The sequence below is a fragment of the Actinoplanes sp. NPDC089786 genome, from assembly GCF_040684855.1.
Classification (GTDB): Bacteria; Actinomycetota; Actinomycetes; order Mycobacteriales; family Micromonosporaceae; genus Actinoplanes.
The window spans coordinates 124,137-150,506 of the sequence record NZ_JBFBGU010000010.1 but is presented as its reverse complement, the minus strand read 5'-3'; the positions used below and the strand labels follow the sequence as shown (position 1 = coordinate 150,506).

The following is a 26,370-nucleotide window of genomic DNA, read 5'->3' as shown; positions in this document are numbered from 1 at the left end:
GTGCGTACTGCTTGGTCGTCCTAGTTGGACTTCTCCACCGGTACTGCGACGCCGTCGGTGCCCGGGGCGCCGGCCGCCGGCTTCGGCTTGGCGTCGATGCCGGCCTCGAGGCGCTGCTGCGCCGTGATCGGGGTCGGCGCCGTGGTCAGCGGGTCGTAGCCGCCGCGCGTCTTCGGGAAGGCGATGACCTCGCGGATCGAGTCGTTGCCGGAGAGCAGCATGCAGGTGCGGTCCCAGCCGATGGCGATGCCGGCGTGCGGCGGCGGGCCGTACTTGAACGCCTCGAGCAGGAAGCCGAACTTGTCCTGCGCCTCCTCGGTCGAGATGCCGAGCAGGTCGAAGACCCGGCTCTGCACGTCGCCGCGGTGGATACGGACGCTGCCGCCCCCGATCTCGTTGCCGTTGCAGACGATGTCGTACGCGTAGGCCAGCGCCTCGTCCGGCGCCTCCTCGAACCGGTCCATCCACTCCGCGTTCGGCGACGTGAACGGGTGGTGCACCGCGGTCCAGCCGCCCTCGTCCGTCTTCTCGAACATGGGCGCGTCGACCACCCAGCAGAACGCCCACGCCGACTCGTCGATCAGCCCGGACCGCTTGGCGATCTCGATGCGTGCCGCGCCCAGCAGTTCCTGAGCCTCGCGCCGCTCGGCCGCCGCCGCGAAGAACACCGCGTCACCAGGCTTGGCGCCGACCGCGTCCGCGAGCCCGCCGAGGTGCTCGGCGGACAGATTCTTGGCGACCGGCCCACGAGCCTCGCCGGTGTCAGCGTCGAGCAGCACGTAGGCCAGACCACGCGCGCCCCGCGCCTTGGCCCAGTCCTGCCAGCCGTCCAGTTCCTTGCGGGTCTGCGACGCCCCGCCCGGCATGACCACCGCGCCGACGTAACCGCCCGCGTCGATCGCGCCGGCGAACACCCGGAACGACGTACCCGACAGGTAGGAGGTCAGCTCGGTGAGCTCCACCCCGTACCGGAGATCGGGCTTGTCCGACCCGTAGCGCGCCATCGCGTCGTGCCAGGTGATCCGCGGGATCGGCGTCTGCACCTGGTAGCCGGCCAGCTCGCCCCACAGCTTGACGACGAGCTCCTCGCCGAGCGCGATGATGTCGTCCTGGGTGACGAAGGACATCTCGATGTCGAGCTGGGTGAACTCGGGCTGCCGGTCGGCCCGGAAGTCCTCGTCGCGGTAGCAGCGGGCGATCTGGTAGTACCGCTCCAGGCCGGCGACCATGAGCAGCTGCTTGAACAGCTGCGGCGACTGCGGCAGGGCGTACCAGGTGCCCGGCTGGAGGCGCACCGGCACCAGGAAGTCGCGCGCGCCCTCCGGCGTCGACCGGGTCAGCGTCGGCGTCTCGATCTCGTTGAAGTCACGGGCGTGCAGCACCTCGCGGGCGATCTGGTTGGCCCGGGAGCGCAGCTTGAGCGCCTTGGCCGGCCCGCTGCGCCGCAGGTCGAGGTAGCGGTACTTGAGCCGCAGATCGTCACTGGCAGTGACCGCGTCGTCGACCGGCAACGGCAGCGGCGCCGCCTCGGACAGCACGGTCAGCGTGTCGACCGGCACCTCGATCGCGCCGGTGGGCAGCTCCGGGTTCTCGTTCCCCTCGGGCCGCTCCGCCACCACGCCGGTCACCGAGATGCAGAACTCGTTGCGCAGCGCATGGGCGTCTTCCTCCCGGAAGACCACCTGCACCACACCCGAGCCGTCCCGAAGATCCACGAACACGACCCCGCCGTGGTCACGCCGGCGAGCCACCCAGCCGGCCAGCGTCACCGTAGTTCCGGCGTCGCTCGCACGCAGAGAGCCGGCGTCATGGGTACGGATCACGGAAACGTCTCCTCACAGGTCGATAGCACCCGACATTCTGTCAGCCCGCCCCACTCCTTCCGCCCCGGCCTCCCACCCTTCACCTCAGATCAAGGTCAAGAGCCGGATGTCGCATCCAGGTGGGTGGTACAGACCGCAGCTCCCGCCGAGGGTCGGTCCGCTCCCGCTCCCTCCCACCCCGTGCCCACTCAAGCCGCCGCTGCGCGGAACCCCATGCTCAGCGCTCCGCGCTTCCGCCCCGCCAGTGGTAGGCAAGCGCGCCATCCACAGCCAAAACACCGTCCCGACCTACCACCGACCAGAGCAACTCATCGTCCAACCCCATGGCGCCCAGCCGCGCGAGCTTCACTCGGGGAGAGCGACCGCCGCCGCGACCTCGGGAGACTCGATGGCGTTGAGGGCGGCAACGAGCCGCCTCTCCTCCCAGGCGAAGTGCGAGGAGAGGATCGCCGCGAGTCCGTCCAGTTCAGCCAGCGTCCCCGGCGCGTCCAGATCGCCGGCCAGGGCAGCCGCCTTCCGGAGCAGCTCAGCGACCATCTCGTGGTCATGCCGCAGCCCGGCCAGCACTTCCCGCAGCTCCGGATGCCGCGACTCCAGCGCCGGGAAGACGGTCACGTCCTCCCCGCCGTGATGGGCGCTGACCGCCGCGCAGAACGCCACGCAGTGGAGGGCCAGTTCGTCGGGCGGCAGCGTCCCCGAGCGCAGCCGGTCGAGCGCGTCGCGCAGGTGGGAGTGGGTTTCGATCAGCTGGAGCCCGAGAGCGTCGATCCGTTCAGATGTCATCGCGCCCCCGAGTCGACCAAACCCGACGAGCCCGGTCAAGCCGGACCGATATGAGACGCTGTCGGGATGCAGACGGGGGATTGGGAGCAGCGCGTGGCCGCCCTGTGGGCCACGATGGACGACTACGACGAGCCGGAGTTCCTGACGCTCATCGAGAAGCTGGTCGAGGAACTCCCGCCGGCCGCGCCCGAGGGTTTCTTCGAACGCGCCTGCGCTCTCGACTCGACCGGACACTCCGATCTGGCCGTCCCCCTCTACCGCCAGGCCCTGGACGCGGGCGTGACCGGCGAGCGCCGCCGCCGCTCGGTGATCCAGATGGCCAGCTCCCTGCGCAACCTGGGCCGTTCCCAGGAGAGCGTCGCCCTGCTCGAGGACGAGCTGAAACAACCGTCCGACCACCTCGACGACGCGGCCCGAGCCGTCCTGGCCCTGGCCCTGACCGACGTGGGCCGCGAACGCGAGGCCGTCGCCGTGGCCGTCGGCGCGCTGGCCGCCCACCTCCCCCGCTACCAGCGTTCGATGGCCAACTACGCCCGCCTCCTCATCGAGCCCGACCCCACCGCTGACCCCGAGTCCGACGTCCACGACTGACCCCCGGTCCAGCCCCGGCCGCCATCAAGCGACGACGGCGCCCAGACCGCCGTCGCGGCGACCTGAGTCGCTGAGGGCAACGGCCCAGGAGTTCAGAATCCGTGGCCGACATGGTCTCCGGCGCGAAGCCGACCACCATCAAGGGCCGGGTCAGGGCTCGGCGGTCATGGCGGAGAGTTCGTCGTCGCGGTCCTGTCGGGTGCGGGGGCGGCCGGGCGCGTCGGGGCGGGCGTCCCACGGGCGGGGGCCGGACGGCGGGCGGTAGTTGACGCCCAGCGCGGCCAGCCGGTCGAGGTGGGCGGGCAGCCGCGCCGGGAAGTCGGCCGCCGGGTGCCAGACGGCCTCGGCGAAGGCGGCCAGCCGCGGGAACGCCATGTAGTCGACGCGGCGCGCGGATTCCATGTGTTCGGTCCACAGGTTGGCCTGGGCGCCGATCACCCGGGACGCCTCGGCCTCGGTCAGGCCGGGTGGGACCGGGTCGAAGGTCAGCAGGTCGTCGAGCGGCAGCAGGGTGCCGACGGGGGTGGGCTCGCCGGGGAGTTCGGACTGGCGGTAGTCGAGGTAGACCGCGGTGTCGGGGCAGGCGACGACCTCGTGGCCGGCCCGGGCCGCGCGGGCAGTTCGGGCCGGGCCACGCCAGGCCGCGACCAGGGCGCCGTCGGGCGCGCCGCCGTCGAGGATCTCGTCCCAGCCGTAGGCGCGGCGGCCCAGCGAGCGCAGATGCCCGGCGGCCTGGGCGATCCACCAGGCGTGCACGGCGCGTTCGTCGGCGAGGTCGTGGTCGCGCCGGAACTGGACCACCGCCGGCGACTCGGCCCACTCCCCGGGCGGGCATTCGTCGCCGCCGATGCCGATGGTCTCGGCCGGGAAGAGCTCGCAGACCTGGGTGAGCACGTCGCGGACGAAACCCACGGCCGTGTCGGAGACGTTCAGCAGGTGGGTGGAGATGCCCCAGGCGGTGCGTACGGAGGGGGTCGCGCCGTTGCCCAGTTCGGGGTAGGCCGCGATCGCCGCCTGCATGTGCCCGGGCAGGTCGATCTCGGGGACCACCGTGACCTGGCGCGCGGCGGCGTAGGCCACGATCTCGCGCAGGTCGTCGGCCAGGTAGAAGCCGCCGTGCGGGCGGTCGTCGTAGCGCCCGTGTGACGACGAGCCCAGCATGCTGCGCGGCCGCCACGCCCCGACCTCGGTCAGCCGCGGCCAGCCGGGCACTTCGAGCCGCCAGCCCTGGTCGTCGGTCAGGTGCAGGTGCAGCACGTTGAGCTTGTGGAACGCGACCAGGTCGATGAACCGCAGCACGTCGGCCACCGGCATGAAGTGGCGCGCCACGTCGAGCATCACGCCGCGCCACCGGAACCGCGGCGCGTCGTCGATCTCGACCTGGGGAACGATCGGCGCGGCGGGCGCCGGCAGCGCCCGCCGCAGGAAGGCCGGTGGCAGCAACTGACGCAACGTCTGGAGCCCGTAGAACACGCCGGCGGCCGAGCCCCCGGTCACCGACACCTCGGCGCCGGAGACGACCAGCCGATATCCCTCAGCCGGCCGGGACTCGTCGAGCGCGAGCACGATGCCAACCCCACCGACCCGAGCAGCGCCGCCGGCGGAGTCGGCGGAGGCGGGGGCGGTGGTAGAGGCGGAGGAGGAGGTGGCGGAGGAGGAGGCGGCGGCGAGCCCAGGAGACGGAGTGAAGGCGGGCAGCGCGGCGTCAAGAGCCACCGGCGCGGGAAGCCCGGCGGGGCCGTCGGGCAGGGCCACGCCGACCGGCTGGAGGACGCCGCGCAGCCAGGTCGCCACCCCGGAGAGCGCCGGCGGGTAGGACAGCGGCAGGTCGGTCAGGTCGCGGGTGCGCTCGGCCGACACCACGCCGGAAGCGGACGCAGGAACAACGCAGGAAGCAGGCGCGGGGACAACGCCGGGCACGGCGGCCGGGGTGGCCGGCACGGATCGGGAGCCCATCAGAGATAGGTGTGCAGGACGTCGACCAGGCGGCGCTCGTCGTCGACGAGCGGGATGTCGCGCCACTTGTCGAACGCCGTGCACGGGTGGGAGAGGCCGAAGCGGATCAGGTCGCCGGGGCGCACCGGCATGTCGGGGGCGACGCGCAGGTAGCAATGGTGGTCGTTGAGCTTGGTCACGGTCAGGCCGGTGGCCGGCTCGAGCACGATCGGCAGGCCCTCGTCGAACGGCGCGTCACGTTTGCCCAGGCCGGCCAGGGCCAGCCCGGGCTCGGGCACCGAGATGATCTGGGCCCACATCTCCATCGCGGCGGTCAACGGGCCCTCGGCGGGCACCCGGTTGAACGGGGTTTTCTCGCGGTAGAAGCCGTCGTCGTGGGTGACCGACGCGCCGCTGCGCAGGATCAGCTGCCCCAGCCCGGCCCCGGCCAGCCGCGCGGTGACCCGGTCGAACCACGCGCTGCCGCCGGCCGACACCATCGGCGTCGGAGGCAGCAGCCCGGCCTCGCCCAGGCGGCGCACACCGGCCGCGAGCTGGTCGAGGAAGGCGTCGACCGAGGGCTCGTCGGACAGCTGCCCTTCGTACCCGGTCACGCCCGACAGCGAAAGCGCCGGCGAAGCGGAGACCGCGCGCGCCACCGCTTCCATCTCCCCGAGATCGCGCACGCCCGTGCGGCCCCCCGCGTGTCCGAGCTCGACCAGCACCCGCAGGTGGCCCCCGGCGGCGGAGGCGGCCTCGGCGGCGGCCGTGACCCCGGCGACCGAATCGACCTGGAACCAGACCGCCCACCCGGCCGCGACCTCGGTGGCGAGCCAGCGGAGGGCGGCGGGTTCGAGCACTTCGTTGGCGATCAGGACTCGGGGTACGCCCAGCCGGCGCAGCACGAGCGCCTGGTTGGGCGTGGCCACCGTCAGCCCCCACGCGCCCGCCTCGAGCTGCAGGTCGAGCAGCCGCGGCGCCATCGTCGTCTTGGCGTGCGGAGCGAAATCAAGACCATGCCGAGCGGCGTACGCGGCCATCGTCGCGATGTTGGCCCGCACGGCCGATTCCCGGATGGTGAGCAGCGGCCAGGTGAACCCGCCGTCGAAGATGCTCGACCCGCGCGCCGGCCCGCCGCCGGAGGGCGACCAGAAACCCTTGGCCCGCCAGTCGATCGGCTCGTCGGGGATGTCGAGCATCCTGCCTCCCTTGACCAGTGATCGCTGAAACGATGGAGTCAGTTCGAGGTCTCTTCGCGACGGTGGAGATCCAATGCGAAGGTTACGCAAGGTTTGATGTTGAGGTAGGTCGCGAAGAGCCCTCAAAACCTAGCAATCACCACCGACATTTTCCGGAGAGCGCATGCCCGAGCCGTACGACCTGCTGCTGACCGGGGGCGAGGTGCTCGATCCGGGCGGCGGGCAGCGTGGCCGGCTGGACGTGGCCATCCGCGGTGGCCTGATCGCCGACGTGGGCGCGGGCCTGCCCGGCGACGCCCACGCGACCGTGGACGTGACCGGTGACCTGGTCCTGCCCGGCCTGGTCGACCTGCACACGCATGTCTATCCGGGCGCCGGTTACTGGGGCCTCGACCCCGACCCGATCGCCTGGCACACCGGGGTGACCACCTGGGTCGACGCGGGGTCGGCGGGCGCCTACTCGGTGGCCGGGCTGCGGGAGTTCGCGGCGAGCCGGCGGGTCCGCGTACGCGCGTTGCTCAACATCGCCGGTCAGGGCCTCTCCGCCCGTACCGGCGAAGGTGTTGATCTTGCGAATTGTGACCCTGATCTCGCGGCCCGGGCGATCCGGGAGCATCGCGACCTCCTGTGTGGCGTGAAGGTGCGGATCGATCGGGAGACCGTCGGTGACAACGGTGTGGAGCCGTTGCGGCGGGGGCTGATCGCGGCGCGCGAGTGTGGCGTGCCGGTGATGGTCCACATCGGAACGACGCCGCCGGCCCTGGCCGACGTGCTCGAGCTGCTGCGGCCGGGCGACATTCTCACCCATTGCGCGAGCGGGCTGGGCCGGCCGACCGGCCCGGCGGCCCGCGAGGCGTACGCGCGTGGCGTGCTCTTCGACATCGGGCACGGGTCCGGCGCGTTCGCGTTCGACGTGGCCGAGGCGCAGCTGGCGAGCGGAATGCCGCCGCACACGATCTCCACCGACCTGCACGCGCGCTCGGTCTACGGGCCGGTGTTCGACCTGCCGACCACGATGGCCAAGCTGATCGCCGCCGGGCTGCCGCTCGACGAGGTGGTGGCGAGCGTCACCATCCGTCCGGCGACGGCCCTGGGTCTGCAGGCCGGCTCCCTCGCGCCCGGCTCGCCCGCCGATGTGGCGGTGTTCACCCGGATCGATCAGCCACAGGAGTTGACGGACGCGCACCGGCAGACCCGCACGGTCCCGTTCCGGCTGGTCAACCGGCATACGTTCGTGGGCGGCCGCTGCCTGCCGGCCCAGTTCGCCGCTCCCCCGCCGCCCTGGGTCCCGCTCACCGAGGGGCAGACGACCGCTCTGCGGGAGCGCGAGAATGCCTTCCGCGATCTCCTGTCCACGCCGCTCGTGGGCGTGGACGGGCTGGCCGAGCAGTTTCCCCGCGATATCGAGGAGTCCTGATGCCCAAGCGTTCCGTCAGCACCGACAAGGCCGCGCCCGCCGGCGGCCCGTACTCGCAGGCGATCGTCGCCGGCGACACCGTCTACCTGGCCGGGGCGGTGCCCGCGTTGCCCGACGGCACCCGGGTGACCGGCTCGTTCGCCGACCAGGCCCATGCCGCCTTCCGCAACCTCGCCGCCGTCGCCGAGGCCGCCAGCGCCAGCCTCGACCAGGCCGTCCGGGTCGGCGTCTACCTGCGCGACTTCGACAACTTCGCGGCGATGAACGAGGTGTACGGCGAATACTTCGGCGGCGAGCACCCGCCGGTCCGCACGACCATCCCGGTCGACCTGCGCGGCATGGAGATCGAGGTCGACGCGATTCTCTACCTGGGCTGACCGGCGTTTCGGCGGCCGTCCGCGCGGTGACGGAGTGCGAAGATCGCGTAACACGCCGGCAACACCAGGCTGCAAACATGCGCTGGGCGACACCAGGGAGGTCCGTTGTTCCTCAGCCAGCACGAGCAGGAACGGCTGCTCATCCACGTCGCGGCCGACGTCGCGACCCGGCGGCGGGAGCGTGGGCTCAGGCTCAACTACCCCGAGGCCACCGCGATCATCACCGCGTTCCTGCTCGAGGGCGCGCGTGACGGCCGCACGGTGGCCGACCTGATGGACGCCGGTCGTCGCGTGCTCACCCGCGATGACGTGCTCGAGGGTGTGCCCGAGATGCTGCCGGAGGTGCAGGTGGAAGCGACCTTCCCGGACGGCACCAAGCTGGTCACCGTGCACGGGCCGATCACATGATCCCGGGCGAGGTGATCCACGGCGCCGGTGAGGTGGAGATCAACATCGGCCGGCCCGAGCTGGCCCTGACCGTACGCAACACCGGCGACCGCCCCGTGCAGGTCGGCTCCCACTTCCACTTCGCCGAGTCCAACGAGGCGCTGGCGTTCGACCGGGACGCCGCCTGGGGTCACCGGCTCGCGGTCCCGGCGGGCACCTCGGTGCGCTTCGAACCGGGCATGCCCCGAGACATCGTCCTGGTGCCGCTGTCCGGCCGCCGCATCGTGCCCGGCCTGCGCGGACTGGCCGGTGGGCCGCTGTGAGCACGCTCGATCGGGGCCGGTACGCCGCCCTCTACGGACCCACCGCCGGCGACCGCATCCGGCTCGCCGACACCAACCTGCTGATCGAGATCGAGGAGGACCGCAGCGGCGGCCGCACGGCCGGCGACGAGGTGGTCTTCGGCGGCGGCAAGGTGATCCGCGAGTCGATGGGCCAGTCCCGCGCCACCCGCGCCGAGGGCACCCCCGACACGATCATCACCGGCGCCGTGGTGCTCGACCACTGGGGCATCGTCAAGGCCGACGTCGGCATCCGCGACGGCCGGATCGTGGCGCTCGGCAAGGCCGGCAACCCCGACATCATGGACGGCGTACACCCCGACCTGGTCATCGGCGGCGGCACCGAGGTGATCGCCGGCAACGGCAAGATCCTCACCGCCGGGGCCATCGACAGTCACGTCCACCTGATCAGCCCCACCATCCTGGACACCGCGCTGGCCTCCGGCATCACCACGATCATCGGCGGCGGCACCGGGCCGGCCGAGGGCACCAAGGCCACCACGGTCACACCCAACGCCTGGCACCTGGCCCGCATGCTCGAGGCGATCGACGCCTGGCCGATCAACGTGCTGCTGCTCGGCAAGGGCAACACGATGTCGGCCGAGTCGATGTGGGAACAGCTGCGCGGCGGGGCGGGCGGCTTCAAGCTCCACGAAGACTGGGGCACCACCCCGGCCGTGATCAACGCCGCGCTCGAGGTGGCCGACGCGTCCGGCGTGCAGGTGGCCATCCACACCGACACGCTGAACGAGGCCGGGTTCGTCGAGGAGACGCTGCGGGCCATCGGCGGGCGGTCGATCCACGCGTACCACACCGAGGGCGCCGGCGGCGGGCACGCGCCGGACATCATCACCGTCGCCTCCCACCCCAACGTGCTGCCGTCGTCGACCAACCCGACCCGGCCGTACACGCGGAACACCCTCAGCGAACACCTCGACATGCTGATGGTCTGCCACCACCTGAACGCGTCGGTGCCGGAAGACCTGGCGTTCGCCGAGAGCCGGATCCGGCCGTCCACGATGGCCGCCGAAGACCTGCTGCACGACCTCGGCGCGATCTCGATGATCGGCTCCGACTCGCAGGCCATGGGCCGGGTCGGCGAGGTCATCCTGCGAACCTGGCAGACCGCCCACGTGATGAAGGCGCGCCGCGGCTCGCTGCCCGGCGACAACGGCGCCGACAACCTGCGCGCCCGCCGCTACGTCGCGAAGTACACGATCTGCCCCGCGGTCGCGCACGGGATGGCCGACCTGGTCGGCTCGGTCGAGCCCGGGAAGCTGGCCGACCTGGTGCTCTGGGACCCCGCCTTCTTCGGCGTGCGCCCGGCGCTGGTCATCAAGGGCGGCATGATCGCGTACGCCCAGATGGGCGACGCCAACGCCTCGATACCCACCCCGCAGCCGATGCTGCCCCGGCCGATGTTCGGCGCGTACGGTTCGGTGCCCGCGCAGACCTCGGTGGCGTTCGTCGCCCAGGCCGCGCTCGACGCCCTGGTCGGCGACCGGGTCGGCTGCAAGCGGCCGTTCGCGCCGGTGGCCGACACCCGCCGGGTCGGCAAGGCGGACATGCCGCTGAACGACGCCCTGCCCCGCATCGAGGTCGAGCCGGACACGTTCACCGTCCGCGTCGACGGTGAGGTGGTCGAGCCCGATCCGGTCACCGAGCTGCCGATGGCCCAGCGCTACTTCCTGTTCTGATGTCGCTGGCCACCCTGCTCGTGCTCGCCGACGGGCGGCTGCCCGCGGGCGGGCACGCGCATTCCGGCGGCTTCGAGGCGGCCGTGTCGGCCGGGCGGGTGCGCGACCTGGCCGGGCTGGACGGCTTCCTGCGCGGCCGCCTGCACACCTCCGGCCTGGTGGCGGCGGCCTTCGCGGCCGCCGCCTGCTTTTCCTCCGCGCGGCTCGGTTCTCTCGACGAGGGGCTGGACGCCCGGACTCCGTCGCCCGCGCTGCGGAAGGCCTCGCGCGCGCAGGGTCGTGCTCTGCTCCGGGCCGGCCGGGCGATGTGGCCGGTCTCGCGCGACCTGCGCGAGCCTCATCACCCCATCGCGCTCGGCGTGGTCGCCGCGGCGGCCGGGCTCGGCCCGCTCGAGGCGGCGACCGCGGCCGCCCACGGCACGGTGACCGGGCCGGCCGGCGCGGCCGTGCGGTTGCTGGGCTTCGACCCCTACGCGGCGCACGCGCTGATCGCCGCGCTGGCCCCCGACTGCGACCGGATCGCGGCGGAAGCGGTGGCGTTCGCCGACTCACCCGTCGACGACCTGCCCGCGGACGGCGCACCCCTGCTCGACATCGGCGCCGAGCACCACGCGAGCTGGGAAGTGCGGCTCTTCGCATCGTAAGGAAGGTGTTTGTCCCATGACCGATCACCCGCACGAGCACGGCCCCGACGAGGTGCCGCACACCCACCCCGACCCGGGCGTCGACCCGCACACGCCGCTGTCCGCCGGAGCGCGGGCGCTGCGCATCGGCATCGGCGGCCCGGTCGGCTCCGGCAAGACCGCCCTGGTCGCGGCCCTGTGCCGAGCGCTCGGCGACGAGCTCCGCCTGGCCGTGGTGACCAACGACATCTACACCACCGAGGACGCCGACTTCCTGCTCCGCAACGGCGTCCTGCCGGCCGAACGCATCCGGGCCGTCGAGACCGGCTGCTGCCCGCACACCGCGATCCGCGACGACATCTCGGCCAACCTCGACGCCGTGGAAGACCTGGAGGACGCCCTGGGCCCGCTCGACCTGGTCCTGGTCGAGAGCGGCGGCGACAACCTGACCGCCACGTTCAGCAAGGGCCTGATCGACCACCAGATCTTCGTGGTCGACGTGGCCGGCGGCGACAAGGTCCCGCGCAAGGGCGGTCCCGGCGTCACCACGGCCGACCTCCTGGTGATCAACAAGACCGACCTGGCCCCCCTCGTCGGCGCCGACCTGAGCGTCATGGACCGAGACGCCCGGGCCCGGCGGGGCGACCTGCCCACCGCGTTCCTGTCCCTGGTCGAGGACCGCGCCGCCACCCCCGTGGCCGACTGGATCCGCATGCTGGTCAGGTCCCGCGCCGCCGCCCCCGCCTGATGCGCGCGGCCGCGCGGGTCGTCGCCGAGGCCGACCGTTCCGGCGCCACCCGCCTGACCGTCCTCCGCGGCGAGTCCCCCCTGCTGCTGCGCCGCACCGGCCCCCACCGGCCCGCGGTGACCGTGCACCTGGTCGGCGGGGCGGCGGGCCCCCTGCGGGGCGACGACCTGCGGCTGGAGATCGAGGTGGGCCCCGGCGCCGACCTGGAGATCCGCAGCGTGGCCGCCACCCTGCTCCTGCCCGGCCGCCCCGCGCCCCCGTCCCGCCTGCACATCAAGGCGAGCGTCGAGGGCAGCCTCCGCTGGCTGCCCGAGCCCACCATCGCCGCCGCCGGCTGCGACCACCACGCGATCACCGAGGTCGAGGTGGCCGAGGGCGGCGCCCTGCTCTGGCGCGACGACCTGGTCTGCGGCCGCCACCACGAGCCGAGCGGCGCCGTCCGCGCCGACACCACCATCCGCTATGCCGGCCGCACCCTCTATCGCCACCGCCTGACCGTCGGCCCCGACGCCCCGGGGTGGTCCGGGGCGGCCGTGCTGGGTCAGGCCCGCGCCACCGGCTCCGTCATCCTGGCCGGGACCGACCTGCCTGACCCCTACCGGCCGGCCGAGACCGCGGCCGTGATGCCCCTGGCCGGCCCGGGCGTGCTGGCGACGGTGGTGGGCGCCGACATCCGCGAGGTCCGCGCCGCCCTGGATCCGCTCTGCACACCCCAGCCGGCCGCGACGACGGCGGCCTGAACGCGATCAGGCCGCGACGGCGATCGGCACCCCGTGGGCGTCGGTCAGCGCCAGCCTGGTCCGCAGGTTGCCCTGGGTGGCCACGCGCTCGAAATACTCCGTGCGGCGGCGCTGCAGACACCCCTTACGCGTACGCGGCCCGCCGGCCGCCACGGTGAGCAGTTCCGGCGCCAGGGAGCTGTTCAGCCCCTCCCGCAGCAGACGCAGCGCCTCGGTGCGGAGCTGGGAGATGCGCGACTCGGTCACGCCCAGCCGGGCCGCCACGTCGCTCAGCGGCTGCTCCTGCAGGAACGACTCGGTGACGACCTGGCGCAGCCGCTCGGGCAGGGCCTGGATCGCCTGGTGCAGGTAGCCCAGGCGTTCCCGCTTGAGCAGCAGGTCCTCGGGGCCTTCGGACTGCTCGGGCACCATCTCCTCGGCCGCCCCGGTGGGGAAGCCCTGGAGGCTGAGCAGCGCGGCCTTCTGCACGTCGTCCTCGACGGCGGCCAGCTCGGCCACGCCGATGCCGAGCATCTCGGCCACTTCGACGTCGGTGGGCGTCCGCCCCAGCGCCGCGGTCAGCTCGGACCGGGCGGCCGTGGTCTTGCGGGCCCGGGCGCGGACGGAGCGGCTCGCCCAGTCCTGGCCCCGCAGCTCGTCCAGCAGCGCCCCGCGGATGCGTACCGCGGCGAAGCGGTGGAACGGGATGCCGCGACTGACGTCGAACGACCGGGCGGCGCCGAGCAGCGCGGCGAATCCCGCGGACGACAGGTCGTCGGAGTGGACATGGCCGGGTACTCGGTTGAGCAGTTCCCGGACCAGGTGGCCAACCATCGGCATGTGCTCGCGGACGAGGTCCTCGATGTCACGCGCGGAAGGCGCGTCGTGGGTGGCGCCGACGGCGGCGGGGAGATCGGTCGTAACGATCACGGTGGTCCTCCTCGCAAGTGCGATCCGGCCGGGGGCCGGATGCTCCGGCGGACGCGGGAAGACCCAGCGCCAACCGGCTGACGAGGAGAACGTTGGCCGCCCCCAGGTGCAGGCGCGGCGGAACTCGGTTGCTTTTATGGTGTTTTTTGCGAAAAGTCCTCAGGAAGCGTTCGAAGCGCTCAGGAACGAGGCCGAGCTAGGCCCGCGGGACGCCGACCGGCCGCCGAGGCGCGACCACCACGAGCCGCAACTCCTGGCGAACCCAGCTCATCCGGCGCACGGCCACCTCAGGGTGATCACCGAACTCCTCGGCCACGGCGGCGGCACAGCCGTCACTGCCGTGGCGCAGGATCATCGCGGTGACCGCGTCCTGGACCCGGCCCTGGTTCGGGCAGTCCGAGGGCTGCAGGTCGGAGACGAACAGTGCCTCCGCCGCCAGGTCCTCAACAATGCTGATCATTACGAGCTCCCCGTATGCGACGTATTGCTCTGTGACCTAGCTGACAGCGCCATCATCCACGCGAAGCTGTCAGCCGACTCGCAGGCACGCCGACACGGGTGAAAAAGCGGAGGAACGCGCCCGCAACCTCACCATAACGCCATGATCGGCCGGCTGATCACCAGCCGACCGATCATGCGTAACGAAACGGTCACTCCGCGGTCAGGTTGCTCCCGCCGCCATCGCCGCCGCCGACCTCGGGCAGCGGCTCGTCGTCGTCGGTGCTGAGCGGCGACGGTGACGACTTGCTGGGTGAGGGCGAGGCCGAAGCCGAGGCCGACGCGGACGCCGAGCCGGAGTTGATGACACCGCTGCCCGGGCTGTTCGGGTCGGGGTCGGCATCGCACCCGCCCGGCACGGTGGTGCAGTCCGGGTCCTTGCTGTCGGTGTTGACCGGGGTGGTGGGATCGCCGTTCCCGTTGCCGGGGTTCCTGGGCGGCCCGGTGCTCTTGGAGGGCACCGGGACCGGCGTCGCCACACCGTTGGGGCCGATCCGGATGCCCGGCACCGTGTTCGGCGCCACCGGCGGGCCCAGCCGGACGTCGCCGTTCGAGAGGCGCTGGACCGGCTGCGACGGCGCGCCGGGCTTCGGCGAGACGTACGTGTCACAGGTCTGCCCGCCGAGCTGGAACACCATCGGCGCGGCGTTGCTGATGTCGTACCGCCCGGTCAGGTCGAGCGTGATCGCCTTCTGCGGGCTGAGCGTCGCCGCGCCCTTCACGGTGACCGCCTGCTGCTGCTGGTCGAGGTTGACGCCGGCCTGGCCGTTGCTGTTGAGCACCTGGTCGCCGGGCATGATGAACCAGAGGTTCCAGTTCTTGATCGCCTGGTTGTCCCGGTTCGCCACCGTGACCGACGCCTTGAACCTCTTGTCGGCCTCGGACCAGACCGCGTAGCTCACCACGCACTTGCCCGACGCGGCCAGCACACTGGGCTGCGGCTGCCCCGTGACGGAGGGAGTGCGACCTCCGCCACTGGCCGCGAGCGACCATGCGTACGTGGCCGCGCCGAGCAGCGCGACCGTTCCCGCCACGATGAGCACGCGGCGGCCGTGCGTGCGACCCGGCCGAGGCCGGGGCGCGCTCGAACCGGCACCGGCCGGCCGGTCCGAGCCCGGAGGCGGCGTTCCGCCACCACCCGGGGCCTGGTCCGGTGCGACGGGCGCTCCGAAGGCCGGCCGCAGGGCGGTGGCCGAGTTGTCGGGAGCGCCGCCCACCGGGGCGGGGAGGGGCAGGGCCCCGAAGCGATTGTTGCGACCGGGGGCGCGGCCGGGGGCCAGCGGAGGAGCCCCGTCGACGGCGGCCTCGACCTCGGCGACCGCGATCGGCATCGGCGGGTTGCCGGGCGCCGGCGAGATCGGCGCGCTCTCTTCCGCCGCCGCGGTCATCGCGCTCGCGGCGGCCAGGCCGGCCGGACCGTCGGCGGCCGCACGCACCGCGGCGACCCCACGCCCGGCCTGGACCGGGCCGTCGGCGGCGCGGGCGTAGCCGGGCCGGATGCGGCCGAGACCGTCGGTGTACGGGTAGGCGCTGGGCAGGATCGTGGTGTCCTCGCCGCTGTCCGCCGCCCACTCGGGGACGTAGCTGCGCGACACCGGGGCGCCCGCGGACGCTCCGGCCAGGACCTCGGCGAGCTCGGCGCTGGACGGCCGCGCGTCGGGCCGCTTGCCCAGGCACCGCTCGACCAGGTCGGAGACGGCGAGCGGGAGGCCCTCGACCGGCGGCAGCGGGTCGGGCTCGGTGTACTGGTGGGCCCGCAGCAGGGCGGTCGTGGTGCCGACGTCCCAGGGCAGCTGCCCGATCAGGGTGCGGTAGATCAGCAGGCCGACCGCGTAGACGTCGGTGGCCGGGCTGACCTGGCCGCCCTCGAGCCGCTCGGGCGCGAGGTAGGCCGGCGTGCCGAGCAGGCTGCCGTCCGGGTCGATGTCGTTCTCGCCGATCAGCGCGGAGATGCCGAAGTCGACGACCTTGGCCCCGGTCGGGGTGAGCATGACGTTGGCCGGGGTGACGTCGCGGTGCACGATGCCCCGGGCGTGGGCAGCGGCCAGCGCGGCGGAGACCTCGGCGGCGATGCGTACGGCGGCGGGCCACGGGAGCCGCCGGGAGCGGGCCAGCACGGCGGCGAGCGACTCGCCGTCGACCAGCTCCATGACCACGTACGGGACGGGCTCGCCGTCGACCGTCACGGCCTCGCCGTAGTCGTACACATTGGTGATGTTGGGGTGGCTCAACCGGGCGGCCGCCTGCGCTTCCGCACGCAGTCGTCGCCGGAACGACGAGTCCGAGCTCGTCGAGGGCGGCAGCACCTTGACCGCCACCTGGCGTCCGAGGACCTCGTCGAAGCCTCGCCACACCACTGACATCCCGCCGGCGCCGAGTCGCTCGACCAACCGATAGCGGTTGGCCAGCAGACTCGAACCGGGCAGGTCCGTCGTGCTCATGTGCCCCCACATGCGCGTTCGAGAAAACGTCGAGATGCACCGCCATGCTTCTCGACGCCGGGGGCGCGTCCGGGCCACCTGGACCGTCAGCTTTCCCCATCGACGGCACGGATGTTAGCCGACGTTCGGCCACTATCTCGACTGCTCGAATAGCGGGATGACCTGCACGTCGTCACTCTGTGTGGCCCGGCCGAACAAAGGGGTATGAGCACTGCAAACATCAGCGTTTCAGCAGCTCAGAGCCGGTTTATCGGCTCGTTACCAAGGGGGGGCGTCCATTTAGACAGGATTCGTCGGATGTCGAGCTACTCACCCGATCGGGGAATCCACTCTGGAATAGATATACCAACTGTGGCCATGAGGTTACGCACCGAGCATATTTGTCGGTGTCTTAACCAGATATCCGACAGCCCCACCGGCAATGATTACGGAGAGTCGCCATCCGGAGAGTGGCTTTTGCCCCCCTCCAACGATGGAGATCAGCCATCCTCACCTGCGCAACCTCGCCTGATCGGCCCATGGCTCGACGTCGATCATGCTTTAATCGGCCACAACCTGGGCGGTACGGCGTTTTCGCACGACCAGCGGGTCGGCCGGCACCGCACCGAGCTCGGTGAGCAGCGCCAGCATCGGCGCCATCTTCTCGTAGAGCACCAGGATCACGTCGCCCGGATCGGCCATCCCCAGCGCCGTCGTGACCGCCTCGCGGTAGCCGTCCGCCCGTACCGATCGCATCACCGGCCGCCGCCCGCGCATCTCGCGCTCCACCAGCGCGACCACCTCCCCCGGCGTGCGTCCCCGCAGGTCATCGTCCTCGTGCAGGACGGCCCGCGCGACCCCGTCGGCGAGCACCTGGGCCGAGGCGGCGATCAGGTCGTCGCGGCGGTCGCCGGGCAGCGTCACCACGGCCAGGCACCGGTCGGCGCCGAAGAGCTTGTGGAGGGTACGCAGCGCGGCCGCGAGCGCCGCCGGGTTGTGCGCCGAGTCCACGAACAGCGAGACGTCGCCGCGCCGCAGCAGGGTGCCGCGCCCCGGGTTGTGCGACGGCGGGTCGAAGGTGGTCAGCCGTTCCAGCACCACGTCCTGCGAGGCGCCCATGGCCCGGGCCGTCGCGATCGCCGCCAGCGCGTTCATCGCCTGGTAGGGCGCGGCGCCGCCGTACGCCCCGCGCAGCTCGGCGATCCGGATCAGCGGCGTACGCCGGGCGCCCACCGCCTGCACCAGCCAGCCGTCCTGGAGCACGTACGCCATCCCGCCCTTGGCCAGGTGCGCGTCCACCACCGGAAGCCGGGCGTCCTCGGCGAACCAGACGATCCGCTTGTGCTCGGCGCGCACCCGCGGCCGCTCCGGCAGGTTGCGGACGTACGGATCGTCGGCGTTGAGCACCAGCGTGCCGCCGTCCTTCACCCGCTCCGCGACCAGGGCCTTGACGTGCGCGACGTCCTCGATCGACTCGAGCCCGTCCTGGCCCAGGTGGTCGCCGGTGATGTTGGTGACGACCCCGACGTCGGACCAGTCGTAGCCCAGGCCACGCCGCAGGATGCCACCGCGCGCGGTCTCCAGGACGGCCGCCTGCACACCCGGGTCGCCGAGCACCATCTGCGCCGAGCGCGGCCCGGTGGCGTCACCGGAGTAGATCGTCCGGCCGTCGATGCTCACGCCGTCCGTGCAGGTCAGACCAACCTTCAGACCAGACCCTTCGAGCAGGTACGCGGCCAGCCGCGCCACGCTGGTCTTCCCGTTGGTCCCGGTCACCGAGGCCAGCGGGATCCGCCCGTCCGAGCCGGCCGGGAACATCGCCGCCACGATCGCGTCCCCGGCGTCGCGGGCCTTGCCCTGCACCGGGGCGAGGTGCATCCGCAGGCCCGGGACCGCGTTCACCTCGATGATCCCGGCGCTGGTGAGCGACGGGTCGGCCGACGGTGGCACCGGCTCGCCGATGTCCGGCAGCCGCAGGTCGATCCCGGCCACGTCCAGCCCGACCAGCCCGGCCACCCGCAGGCAGAGCCGGGACACGTCGGGGTGCCGCCGGTCGGTGACGTCCCGGCTGGTGCCCCCGGTGGACAGGTTGGCGTTCTCCCGCAGCCAGACCTCGCGCCCGGCCGCCGGGACGGTGGCCAGCGTGCAGCCCTGCCGGCGCAGCACCTCGGCCGCCACCTCGTCGACCCGCATCCGGGTCAGCACCCGGGTGTGGCCCTCGCCCCGGCGCGGATCGGCGTTGGCCCGGTCGATCAGCTCGCCGACGGTGTGCTCGCCGTCGCCGACCAGGTGGGCGGCGATCCGCTCGGCGACGGCCACGATCTCGCCGGCCACCACGAGCACGCGGTAGTCGCGGCCGGGCAGCTGCCGTTCCACGACCACGTCGCCGCCGGCCGCGGTGAACGCGGCGACCACCTGCGCCGGCGTGGTCAGCCCGAGCGCCACGTGCTCGCCCTGACGGCCGTACCGGGGCTTGACCACGACCGGACCACCCAGCCGCGAGAGCCAGGCGACCGCCTCGTCGGCGGTGGCCGCCGCGCCGCCCGGCACCACCGGCACGCCGGCGTCGGTCAGCAGCTCGCGGGTGATCTGCTTGTCCCCGGCGATGTCGATGCCGACGCCGCCGGTCCGGTCGGTCATCGCCGCCCAGGCCATCCGGCGGCGGTTGCCCCAGCCGAGGCGGAGCAGGCTGAGGTCGGTGAGGCGTTCGACCGGGATGCCGCGGCGGCGGGCGGCGGCCACGATGGCCGAGGTGCTGGGCCCGGTGGCGGCGCGGTCGGCCAGTTCCCGCAACCGTTCCAGCGGCGGCTCGGCCGGGACGGATCCCTCGACGACCGACCGGACCAGGTCGACCGCGGCGGCCAGCAGCGCCTCCCCCACGAACGGCGCCTCGTCCGGCGGGCATTCGACGATCACGTCGTACTCACCGCGGACGCCCGAGGACACGGTCCGCCCGAAGCTCACGTCCCGGCCGATCCGCTGGGACAACTCGAGGCAGACGTGCTCGGTCACGTGGCCGAAGTAGGTCCCGCCGCGCATCCGGCTCACGAACCCGCCGGGCACGCCGGCCGCGCAGTGGTGCTCGGCCAGCCCGGGCAGCATCCGCAGCAGCCGTTCCGGGAAGCCCTCGACGTCGCTGGTCTCGCGGCCGGTCAGCTCGCCCAGGCCGAGCCGGGCGACCATGGCCGGGCGGGCGACGTGCACGTTCGGGCCGCGCAGGTGACGGACACTGATGATCTCCACACGGACCGCCCCCGTTGCCCCGGCTTGGATAGGGCTTAAGGGTAAACGGAACAAATCCGTAACATTGGACTAATCGGTGGAGTCCGCGGGCAGCAGGTGGGTCACCTCGGGCCGGGCCCGAGGCCAGCGCGGCCGCGGCCTCCTCGGCGCGTTCGTCGGCGCCGGTCAGCCGGTCCTCGTGCTGGGCCAGGTGCTCGGCCCAGGTGGGCACCAGGTAGACCTCGACGTACTGGGCCGGCTGCTCGCCGTCCCGGAACAGGTCCCAGCGGGTGGCGCCGGTCTGCAGCCGGGATCGGCGTACGGCCTCCATCGCCTCGACGAAGTCCGCGGACGCGGACGCCGGAACCGTCCAGACGGCCTGGACCATCACCGGGCCCTCGTCGAGGTGCGGCTGGAGCATCAGGTGGGGCTCGGGCCAGTAGCTGGCCGGACCGCGGTCCATGCCCTCGCGGGTGTGCAGCGGCAGCCACCGCACGGTCAGCGTGCCGGCCAGAATCACCGCGGCCGCCGCCAGGAACGCCGTCGTCAGGTTGGTCAGCCCGGTCACCTGACCCCACACCACCGCGCCCAGCGCCTGCCCGCCCGCGAACACCACCTGGTAGACGGCGAAGCCCCGGGCGCGCACCCAGTTCGGCAGGAACAGCTGCATCGCCGCGTTCATCCGCGACACCAGCGTCATCCACGCCAGGCCCGCGACGACCAGCGCCGCCACCACGACGACCGGGTTCCGGACCAGACCGATCAAGATCAGGGCGATGGTGTACGCCAGACCGGCCGCGACGATCAGCACGTCGGGCGTGGTCCATCGCCGGAGCCGGGGCATCAGCAGCGCGCCGCCGATCGCGCCGATCCCGAGCGCGGCCAGCAGGATGCCGTACCCCTGCGCGCCGAGGCCCAGCCCGGCCCGCGCGACCAGCGGCAGCAGGCTCCACACCACGCTGCCGGGCAACACGAACAACGCCACGCGCAGCAGGATCCGGCGTACCTCAGGGGTGTGCTCCACATAGCGCGCCCCCGACCGCAGTGCCGGGCCGAACCGCTCCGCGTGCTTCTTCTCCAGCGGCCGCCGCCATCGCAGCAGCACCACCGCGAAGATCGCGAAGGAGAGCGCGTTCAGCCCGAACACCACCGCGGGACCGGCCTGCGCGACGATCAGCCCGGCGACCGCGGGACCGGCCGAACGAGCCAGGTTGGTGTTCACCGCGCCCAGCGAGGAGGCGGCCGGGAGCTCGTCCCGCGGCACCACCTCGGGGATGATCGCCTGCCAGGTCGGCAGGGTCAGGGCCTGCCCGATCCCCAGCGCGAAGGTGAAGGCCAGCAGCAGCGGGGGCGACATCAGGTCGAGGGCGGTCAGCGCGGCCAGCGCCGAGGCGACGATCAGCAGGACCAGCTGGACGCCGAGCAGCAGCCGCCGCCGGTCCAGCTCGTCGGCCACCGCGCCGGCCGGCAGCGCGAGCAGCAGAACCGGCAGCATGGTCACCGCCTGCACCAGGCTCACCCAGGTCGCGGCGTCCGGTTCGTGGACCACCAGCCACTGCGCGCCGACGGTCTGCATCCAGGTGCCGATGTTGCTGGCCAGGACGCCGATCCACAGGCCCAGGAAGATCCGGTTCCGCAGGGGCGCCCAGTTCACCCGCGCAGCGTAGCGCCGGGTCCGAGCTCGCCCACGACGTCCCGGTTGCCGGTGATGTGATGGCCGGCCGCGCAGTGCAGCTCGGCGTGCACCTCGGCCCCGCAGTCGCGGTGCACGAAGATCTGCGGCGGCCCCTCGGGCCCGGCCAGGTAGCGCTCACCCCAGGCGGCGATCGTGACCAGGACCGGATAGATCTCCAGCCCCTTGTCGGTCGGCCGGTACTCGTGGCGCTCCCGGGAGCCGGGATCGCGATAGGGCACCTTGCGCAGCATGCCGGTCTCGACCAGCATGGCCAGCCGGTTGGACAGCACCTGACGCGGGATCGCGGTGCGGACTCGCATGTCGTCGAAGCGCCGGATCCCCTGGAACACCTCGCGCATCACGACCATCGTCCACTTCTCGCCGAGGATCTCCATGGCGCGGCCGATGGTGCAGTTGTCCACCGAGTAGTCGAGGGCTCGCGGGTGCATGCCGCCAGGCTAGGTCTTGTTGACAGACCTAGCAAGCCGTGCTGAACTGCGTCCATGACCCAGACCCAGCCTCGCACCCGCACCTTCGAGTGGTCCGACCCGGCCGCGTACGGCCCCACGCTGGCGGGTGGGGCGACCGGCCTCGAGCTGCTGCAGGCCATGGTCAAGGGCGACCTGCCGGCCCCGCCGGTCATGCGGCTGATCGGCGCCGAGGGGATCGCGGTCGAGGAGGGCAGCGTCAGCGTGTTCCTCGAGCCGCAGGAGTTCCACTACAACCCGCTCGGCTCGGTGCACGGCGGCGTGATCTCCACGCTGCTCGACACTGCCGCCGCCTGCTCGGTGCAGTCGACGCTGCCGGCCGGGGTCGGCTACACCTCGCTCGACCTGACGGTGAAGTTCCTGCGCCCGATCACCATCGCCTCGGGCCGGCTGACCTGCACCGGCTCGGTGCTCCAGCGCGGCCGCCGGACCGCGCTGGCCGAGGCGCGGCTCACCGACGCCCAGGGCCGGCTCGCCGCGCACGCCACCTCGACCTGCATGATCTTTTCTCAGTAAAAGGCGGGCTGCAGGTCTTCGGCCGGCGGCGACCACGTCGCCGCGTCCGCCGCCACCTGCGCGCCCGAGCGGATGTCCTTCACCTCGTCGGTCTCGCCCGGGAACCACACGTACGGAATGCCGCGCCGCTCGGCGAACCGGATCTGCTTGCCGAACTTCGCCGGGACCGGCGCCACCTCGGTGCTGATCCCCCGGCCGCGCAGCGACGCCGCGATCCGGTCGCAGTCGGGCCGCTGCTCCTCGTCCGGCAGCGCCACCAGCACGCAGGTCGGCACCTTGCGGGACACGGACAACGCGTCGTGCCCGAACAGCAGCCCGAGCATCCGGGACACCCCGATCGAGATGCCCACGCCGGGGAACCGCTCGTTGCCCGAGGCGGCCAGGTTGTCGTACCGGCCGCCGGAGCAGATCGAGCCGTAGCGCTCGTACCCCTCGAGCTGGGTCTCGTAGACGGTGCCGGTGTAGTAGTCGAGGCCGCGCGCGATCTTGAGCTCGGCCCGCACCAGACCCGGCGCGTGCCGCCCGGCCGTCTCCACCACCCGGAGCAGCTCGGCCAGACCCTCGTCGAGCAGCGGATCGCTGACGCCGAGCTTGGCCACCGCGTCGGCGAACGAGCCGTCCACGGCCGAGATCGCGGCCAGCTCGAGGCAGGCCGCGGCCTGGCTCGCCGAGGCGCCGGCGGTCTCGATCAGCAGATCGGCGACCTTCTCCGGGCCGATCCGGTCCAGCTTGTCCACGGTACGCAGGACCTGATCGGTATCGGCCAGCCCGAGCCCCCGGTAGAAGCCCTCGCACACCTTGCGGTTGTTGACCAGGATCGTGGCCCGCGGGATCGGCAGGCCGGCGAACACGTCACCGATCACCAGCGGCATCTCGGTGTCGTAGTGGAACGGCAGCGTGTCGCGGTCGACCACGTCGATGTCGGCCTGGAGGAACTCGCGGTACCGGCCCTCCTGCGGGCGCTCGCCCCGCCACACCTTCTGGATCTGGTAGCGGCGGAACGGGAAGTTGAGCTTGCCCGCGTTCTCCACCACGAACCGCGCGAATGGCACGGTCAGGTCGAAGTGGAGGCCCAGCGTGTCATCGGTCCGGTCGCGGGGATCTTCCTGGAGCCGGCGCAGCAGGTAGACCTCCTTCGACGTCTCGCCCTTGCTCAGCAAGGTGTCGACGGGCTCGACGGCACGCGTCTCCAGGGGCGCGAAGCCGTACAGCTCGAAGGTGGTCCGGATGCGGTCCAGGACGTACTGCTCGATCATCCGCTGGGGCGGGAGCCACTCAGGGAAGCCGGAAATAGGCACGGTGTTTCGCTTTCTTCATCGAGCGACCAGTTCCTGGAGGTACGGGTTACTGGCGCGCTCACGGCCGATGGTCGTCTCGGGGCCGTGGCCGGGCAGGACGACGGTGTCGTCGGACAGCGGCAGGATCTTGTCCCGCAAGCTGGTCAGCATCGTGTCGGTGCTGCCGCCCGGCAGGTCGGTGCGTCCGATGGAACCCGCGAAGAGCACGTCACCGGAGAGGCAGACCTGCTCGGTCTCCCACCGGCTGCCGGCGCCGGGCAGGCGGAACAGCACCGACCCGCCGGTATGGCCCGGCGCGTGGTCGACGGTCACCTCGAGCCCGGCCAGGCTCAGCGTGGCGCCGTCGGTCAGCTCGGCGACATCGTCGGGCTCGGCATAGGGCAGCCGCCCGCCGAAGAGCTGGTCGAGGTTCATGCTCAGACCCTTCTGCGGGTCGGCGAGCATCTCGCGGTCGGCCGGGTGGAGATAGGCCGTGATGCCGCGGGCGCCACACACCGGCGCCACCGAGAAGGTGTGGTCGAGGTGCCCGTGGGTGAGCAGCACGGCGGCCGGTTGCAGCCGGTGCTCGGCCAGCACCTCGGCCAGGTCGTCGAGCACCCCGATTCCCGGGTCGACGATCAGGCACTGCTCGCCGGGCGCGGACGCCACGACATAACAGTTCGTGCCGAACGCCTCCGCGGGGAAGCCGGTGACCAGCACGGCGGGGTGCTCCTCTCGCGGTTTTTACCGGTGTCGGAATCCTATGAGCCTATCCGGGACAGCCGCACACCACTTTCTCAGCCCATACCCGTACACTCTCTCGCGGTGTGGCGTGAGGCCTCCGCCACAGTGCGAACGGGAAGGGAACACCGGGTGACACCCAGCAAGGACCGGCAGCGCAAGCTCGCCCGGGCGAAGCTCGATCGCCAGTTGGAGAAGCGTGCCGTCCAGCAGCGCCGCACCCGGCGGCTGCGGGCCGGTGCGGGCGCCGGCCTGGCGGTCCTGCTGATCGCCGGCGGCATCGCCTGGCTGGGCGGCGTCTTCGACAGCAAACCGCCGGTCGACCCCGCCGCCGACGACATCTGCGCGTGGACCCCGCAGAACGCCGCCAACACTCCTTCCCTCAAGGACGTCGGCACCCCGCCGGCCGACGGCATCCCGACCACCGGCACCCGGCCGCTGACGATCACCACCAACCAGGGCGCGCCGATCACCGCCGACCTGAACCTCACGACCGCCCCGTGCGGCGGCGAGAGCATGTTCTACCTGGCGTCGAAGAAGTTCTACGACAACACCGAATGCACCGAGATCACCGCGTACGGCGCGCTGCGCTGCGGTGACCCCGGCGGCGACGGGCTCGGCGGTCCGACGTACACGTTCTACAACGAGGACGTCCCGACCCTGCCCTCCGCCGCCCCGTCGGCCCCGGCCTCGCCGGCCACCCCGCCGGCGTACCCGGCCGGCACCGTCGCCCTGATCAGCGACCCGCCGGGCAACAACGGCAGCCAGTTCCTGGTGTTCTTCAAGGACTACGCGCCGAAGGACCAGGCGCAGTACCCGATCATCGGCAAGGTCACCGGTGGCCAGGACACGCTCACCAAGATCGCCAAGCTGCCGACCGTGGCGAACGCCGCGGGCGACAAGGTGAAGCCCAAGGACAAGATTCTCATCCAGACGCTGACGGTGGGCGACGCCGTGGCCGGCGACGCACCCGCGCCCGCTCCGTCGGCGAGCACCCAGTCCTGAGTAGGTCAGTCAGCAAAGCAGGAGGACAACCGTGTCGTCGATAAAGGACCGGCAGCGCGCGGCGGCGCGGGCCCGGCTCGAGAAGGAGATGGCCGAGCGCGCCGAGGCCGCCCGGAAGCGCCGTCAGCGGCAGACCATCATCGGTGCGGCAATCGCCGTCGTGGTCGTCGCCGGTGGAGCCATCTGGCTGGTCACCGCGCTCGGCAACGACGACAAGCCGAAGAACGAGGCCGGCGCGCCCCCGCCCGGCACGGTCGCCTGCACCTGGACGCCCGAGGCCGGTGGCGAGGCCCAGGGCGGCGCCAAGCCGGTCGACGTCGGCACCCCGCCGGCCAGCGCCTCGAACATCGGCAAGGACACCCTGACGATGACCACCTCGCTGGGCGTCGTCGAGGCCACTGTGGACAAGTCGAAGACGCCGTGCACCGCGTCCGCCTTCGAGTTCCTCGCCAGCAAGAAATTCTGGGACGGCTCCAAGTGCCACCGGATGACCACCCAGGGCATCAAGGTGCTCCAGTGTGGTGACCCGACCGCCAAGGGCAAGGGCTACCGCAAGACCGACGGTACCGGCGGCCCCAGCTTCCGGTACGCCGAGGAGAACCTGCCGACCAACGCGGCCGGTGGCGGCGCGTCCCCGCCGGCCGACGGCAGTGGCGCCAACGCGGGCGCGTACCCGGTCGGCTCGATCGCGATGGCCAAGACCCAGGAGCCGGGCTCGACCGGCAGCCAGTTCTTCATCGTGTACGGCGAGACGCCGCTCCCGCCCGACTACACCCTGCTGGGCAGCATCACCAAGGGCATGGACATCATCCAGAAGGTCGCCAAGGGCGGCGTGGACGATGCGAACGGCCCCGGTGACGGGCACCCCAAGGTCGAGATCGAGATCAAGTCCCTGGCGATGGCGGCTGCTTAACCTTCGTCTGCTTAACCTTCGTCGATCGCGTCTTCGATCGCGGCG

The 26,370-nt window shown here is 72.3% G+C and carries 23 protein-coding genes and 1 pseudogene; 12 read left to right on the top strand and 12 right to left on the bottom strand.

Annotated elements, in window-relative coordinates; translation table 11 throughout:
* Positions 1-20: 20 nt before the first annotated feature.
* Both aspS and AB0O15_RS26875 read right to left on the bottom strand, forming a co-directional pair.
* Positions 21-1,823, bottom strand: coding sequence for an aspartate--tRNA ligase (gene aspS, locus AB0O15_RS26880; RefSeq protein ID WP_364323565.1), 1,803 nt, complete (start codon positions 1,821-1,823; stop codon positions 21-23).
* 345 nt (positions 1,824-2,168) lie between these two features.
* A complete protein-coding gene (locus AB0O15_RS26875) occupies positions 2,169-2,606 on the bottom strand; it encodes a hemerythrin domain-containing protein (protein ID WP_364323563.1) in 438 nt (145 codons plus the stop codon).
* Between the two features lie 66 nt (positions 2,607-2,672).
* On the opposite strand from AB0O15_RS26875, the gene AB0O15_RS26870 reads away from it, so the two are divergent.
* On the top strand, positions 2,673-3,197 hold the full coding sequence (locus AB0O15_RS26870) for a tetratricopeptide repeat protein (RefSeq protein ID WP_364323561.1): 525 nt from the start codon (positions 2,673-2,675) through the stop codon (positions 3,195-3,197).
* Positions 3,198-3,347: 150 nt separating this feature from the next.
* Here AB0O15_RS26870 and AB0O15_RS26865 read toward each other — a convergent pair whose 3' ends face one another.
* Together AB0O15_RS26865 and AB0O15_RS26860 are read right to left on the bottom strand one after the other, a co-directional pair.
* Positions 3,348-5,153: a beta-N-acetylhexosaminidase gene (locus AB0O15_RS26865; protein WP_364323559.1), complete on the bottom strand. Its 1,806-nt coding sequence runs from the start codon at positions 5,151-5,153 to the stop codon at positions 3,348-3,350.
* A complete protein-coding gene (locus AB0O15_RS26860; protein ID WP_364323555.1) occupies positions 5,153-6,331 on the bottom strand; it encodes an alanine racemase in 1,179 nt (392 codons plus the stop codon). Before AB0O15_RS26860 ends, AB0O15_RS26865 begins: the two co-directional genes overlap by 1 nt.
* A 163-nt stretch (positions 6,332-6,494) precedes the next feature.
* On the opposite strand from AB0O15_RS26860, the gene AB0O15_RS26855 reads away from it, so the two are divergent.
* The 8 genes from AB0O15_RS26855 to AB0O15_RS26820 all read left to right on the top strand — a co-directional run bounded on the left by AB0O15_RS26855 (position 6,495) and on the right by AB0O15_RS26820 (position 12,661).
* Positions 6,495-7,748: an amidohydrolase/deacetylase family metallohydrolase gene (locus tag AB0O15_RS26855; RefSeq protein WP_364323553.1), complete on the top strand. Its 1,254-nt coding sequence runs from the start codon at positions 6,495-6,497 to the stop codon at positions 7,746-7,748.
* Entirely contained in the window at positions 7,748-8,125 is a 378-nt protein-coding gene (locus AB0O15_RS26850) for a Rid family hydrolase (RefSeq protein WP_364323550.1), read from the top strand. The genes AB0O15_RS26855 and AB0O15_RS26850 overlap by 1 nt, the downstream gene beginning before the upstream one ends.
* A gap of 105 nt (positions 8,126-8,230) precedes the next feature.
* Positions 8,231-8,533 (top strand): urease subunit gamma, encoded by a 303-nt coding sequence (locus AB0O15_RS26845; RefSeq protein WP_364323548.1) that lies wholly within the window; start codon positions 8,231-8,233, stop codon positions 8,531-8,533.
* The gene (locus AB0O15_RS26840; protein WP_364323545.1) at positions 8,530-8,835 is read left to right on the top strand and encodes an urease subunit beta; all 306 of its coding nucleotides are present in this window, start codon (positions 8,530-8,532) and stop codon (positions 8,833-8,835) included. Before AB0O15_RS26845 ends, AB0O15_RS26840 begins: the two co-directional genes overlap by 4 nt.
* A complete protein-coding gene (locus tag AB0O15_RS26835; RefSeq protein WP_364323543.1) occupies positions 8,832-10,550 on the top strand; it encodes an urease subunit alpha in 1,719 nt (572 codons plus the stop codon). The genes AB0O15_RS26840 and AB0O15_RS26835 overlap by 4 nt, the downstream gene beginning before the upstream one ends.
* Positions 10,550-11,194: an urease accessory UreF family protein gene (locus AB0O15_RS26830; protein WP_364323541.1), complete on the top strand. Its 645-nt coding sequence runs from the start codon at positions 10,550-10,552 to the stop codon at positions 11,192-11,194. The genes AB0O15_RS26835 and AB0O15_RS26830 overlap by 1 nt, the downstream gene beginning before the upstream one ends.
* A 16-nt stretch (positions 11,195-11,210) precedes the next feature.
* Positions 11,211-11,921, top strand: coding sequence for an urease accessory protein UreG (gene ureG / locus AB0O15_RS26825; RefSeq protein WP_364323539.1), 711 nt, complete (start codon positions 11,211-11,213; stop codon positions 11,919-11,921).
* Positions 11,921-12,661, top strand: coding sequence for an urease accessory protein UreD (locus tag AB0O15_RS26820; RefSeq protein ID WP_364323537.1), 741 nt, complete (start codon positions 11,921-11,923; stop codon positions 12,659-12,661). Before ureG ends, AB0O15_RS26820 begins: the two co-directional genes overlap by 1 nt.
* Before the next feature lie 6 nt (positions 12,662-12,667).
* Here the strand turns inward: AB0O15_RS26820 and AB0O15_RS26815 are convergent, their stop codons facing one another.
* From AB0O15_RS26815 to AB0O15_RS26790, 6 genes and pseudogenes are all read right to left on the bottom strand, one after another.
* A complete protein-coding gene (locus tag AB0O15_RS26815) occupies positions 12,668-13,570 on the bottom strand; it encodes a sigma-70 family RNA polymerase sigma factor (RefSeq protein ID WP_364323535.1) in 903 nt (300 codons plus the stop codon).
* A gap of 196 nt (positions 13,571-13,766) precedes the next feature.
* Complete coding sequence (locus AB0O15_RS26810) at positions 13,767-14,030, bottom strand: hypothetical protein (RefSeq protein WP_364323532.1); 264 nt, start codon at positions 14,028-14,030, stop codon at positions 13,767-13,769.
* Between the two features lie 190 nt (positions 14,031-14,220).
* On the bottom strand, positions 14,221-16,509 hold the full coding sequence (locus tag AB0O15_RS26805) for a protein kinase (RefSeq protein ID WP_364323530.1): 2,289 nt from the start codon (positions 16,507-16,509) through the stop codon (positions 14,221-14,223).
* A 540-nt stretch (positions 16,510-17,049) separates the two neighbouring features.
* Positions 17,050-19,731, bottom strand: coding sequence for a cyanophycin synthetase (gene cphA / locus AB0O15_RS26800; RefSeq protein WP_364323528.1), 2,682 nt, complete (start codon positions 19,729-19,731; stop codon positions 17,050-17,052).
* A 169-nt stretch (positions 19,732-19,900) separates the two neighbouring features.
* Positions 19,901-21,364 (bottom strand): annotated as a pseudogene (locus tag AB0O15_RS26795) (MFS transporter); the annotation flags it as partial.
* Positions 21,361-21,834, bottom strand: a complete 474-nt coding sequence (locus AB0O15_RS26790; protein ID WP_364323526.1) for a helix-turn-helix domain-containing protein — start codon at positions 21,832-21,834, stop codon at positions 21,361-21,363. The gene AB0O15_RS26790 and the pseudogene AB0O15_RS26795, both read right to left, overlap by 4 nt.
* Before the next feature lie 54 nt (positions 21,835-21,888).
* Here AB0O15_RS26790 and AB0O15_RS26785 point away from each other — a divergent pair, with 54 nt between their 5' ends.
* The gene (locus AB0O15_RS26785) at positions 21,889-22,389 is read left to right on the top strand and encodes a PaaI family thioesterase (protein ID WP_364323523.1); all 501 of its coding nucleotides are present in this window, start codon (positions 21,889-21,891) and stop codon (positions 22,387-22,389) included.
* Here AB0O15_RS26785 and hisS read toward each other — a convergent pair.
* On the bottom strand, positions 22,383-23,687 hold the full coding sequence (hisS, locus tag AB0O15_RS26780) for a histidine--tRNA ligase (RefSeq protein WP_364323519.1): 1,305 nt from the start codon (positions 23,685-23,687) through the stop codon (positions 22,383-22,385). The two genes, AB0O15_RS26785 and hisS, sit on opposite strands and share 7 nt — an antisense overlap.
* A gap of 15 nt (positions 23,688-23,702) precedes the next feature.
* Positions 23,703-24,386, bottom strand: a complete 684-nt coding sequence (locus AB0O15_RS26775; RefSeq protein ID WP_364323517.1) for an MBL fold metallo-hydrolase — start codon at positions 24,384-24,386, stop codon at positions 23,703-23,705.
* A 153-nt stretch (positions 24,387-24,539) separates the two neighbouring features.
* Between AB0O15_RS26775 and AB0O15_RS26770 the strand changes: the two genes are divergently transcribed.
* Positions 24,540-25,412 carry a peptidylprolyl isomerase gene (locus AB0O15_RS26770; RefSeq protein WP_364323515.1) on the top strand — a complete coding sequence of 291 codons (873 nt, stop codon included), beginning with the start codon at positions 24,540-24,542 and terminating at the stop codon, positions 25,410-25,412.
* Positions 25,413-25,443: 31 nt separating this feature from the next.
* Positions 25,444-26,325, top strand: coding sequence for a peptidylprolyl isomerase (locus AB0O15_RS26765; RefSeq protein WP_364323513.1), 882 nt, complete (start codon positions 25,444-25,446; stop codon positions 26,323-26,325).
* Positions 26,326-26,370 lie beyond the last annotated feature (45 nt).

Coding starts and splice junctions, on each gene's coding strand:
- AB0O15_RS26805 (WP_364323530.1), bottom strand. CDS start 16,509: ATGAGCACGACGGACCTGCCCGGTTCGAGTCTGCTGGCCAACCGCTAT.
- AB0O15_RS26840 (WP_364323545.1), top strand. CDS start 8,530: ATGATCCCGGGCGAGGTGATCCACGGCGCCGGTGAGGTGGAGATCAAC.
- AB0O15_RS26870 (WP_364323561.1), top strand. CDS start 2,673: ATGCAGACGGGGGATTGGGAGCAGCGCGTGGCCGCCCTGTGGGCCACG.
- AB0O15_RS26790 (WP_364323526.1), bottom strand. CDS start 21,834: ATGCACCCGCGAGCCCTCGACTACTCGGTGGACAACTGCACCATCGGC.
- AB0O15_RS26850 (WP_364323550.1), top strand. CDS start 7,748: ATGCCCAAGCGTTCCGTCAGCACCGACAAGGCCGCGCCCGCCGGCGGC.
- AB0O15_RS26855 (WP_364323553.1), top strand. CDS start 6,495: ATGCCCGAGCCGTACGACCTGCTGCTGACCGGGGGCGAGGTGCTCGAT.
- ureG (WP_364323539.1), top strand. CDS start 11,211: ATGACCGATCACCCGCACGAGCACGGCCCCGACGAGGTGCCGCACACC.
- AB0O15_RS26820 (WP_364323537.1), top strand. CDS start 11,921: ATGCGCGCGGCCGCGCGGGTCGTCGCCGAGGCCGACCGTTCCGGCGCC.
- AB0O15_RS26860 (WP_364323555.1), bottom strand. CDS start 6,331: ATGCTCGACATCCCCGACGAGCCGATCGACTGGCGGGCCAAGGGTTTC.
- AB0O15_RS26830 (WP_364323541.1), top strand. CDS start 10,550: ATGTCGCTGGCCACCCTGCTCGTGCTCGCCGACGGGCGGCTGCCCGCG.
- AB0O15_RS26875 (WP_364323563.1), bottom strand. CDS start 2,606: ATGACATCTGAACGGATCGACGCTCTCGGGCTCCAGCTGATCGAAACC.
- AB0O15_RS26865 (WP_364323559.1), bottom strand. CDS start 5,153: ATGGGCTCCCGATCCGTGCCGGCCACCCCGGCCGCCGTGCCCGGCGTT.
- AB0O15_RS26810 (WP_364323532.1), bottom strand. CDS start 14,030: ATGATCAGCATTGTTGAGGACCTGGCGGCGGAGGCACTGTTCGTCTCC.
- AB0O15_RS26785 (WP_364323523.1), top strand. CDS start 21,889: ATGACCCAGACCCAGCCTCGCACCCGCACCTTCGAGTGGTCCGACCCG.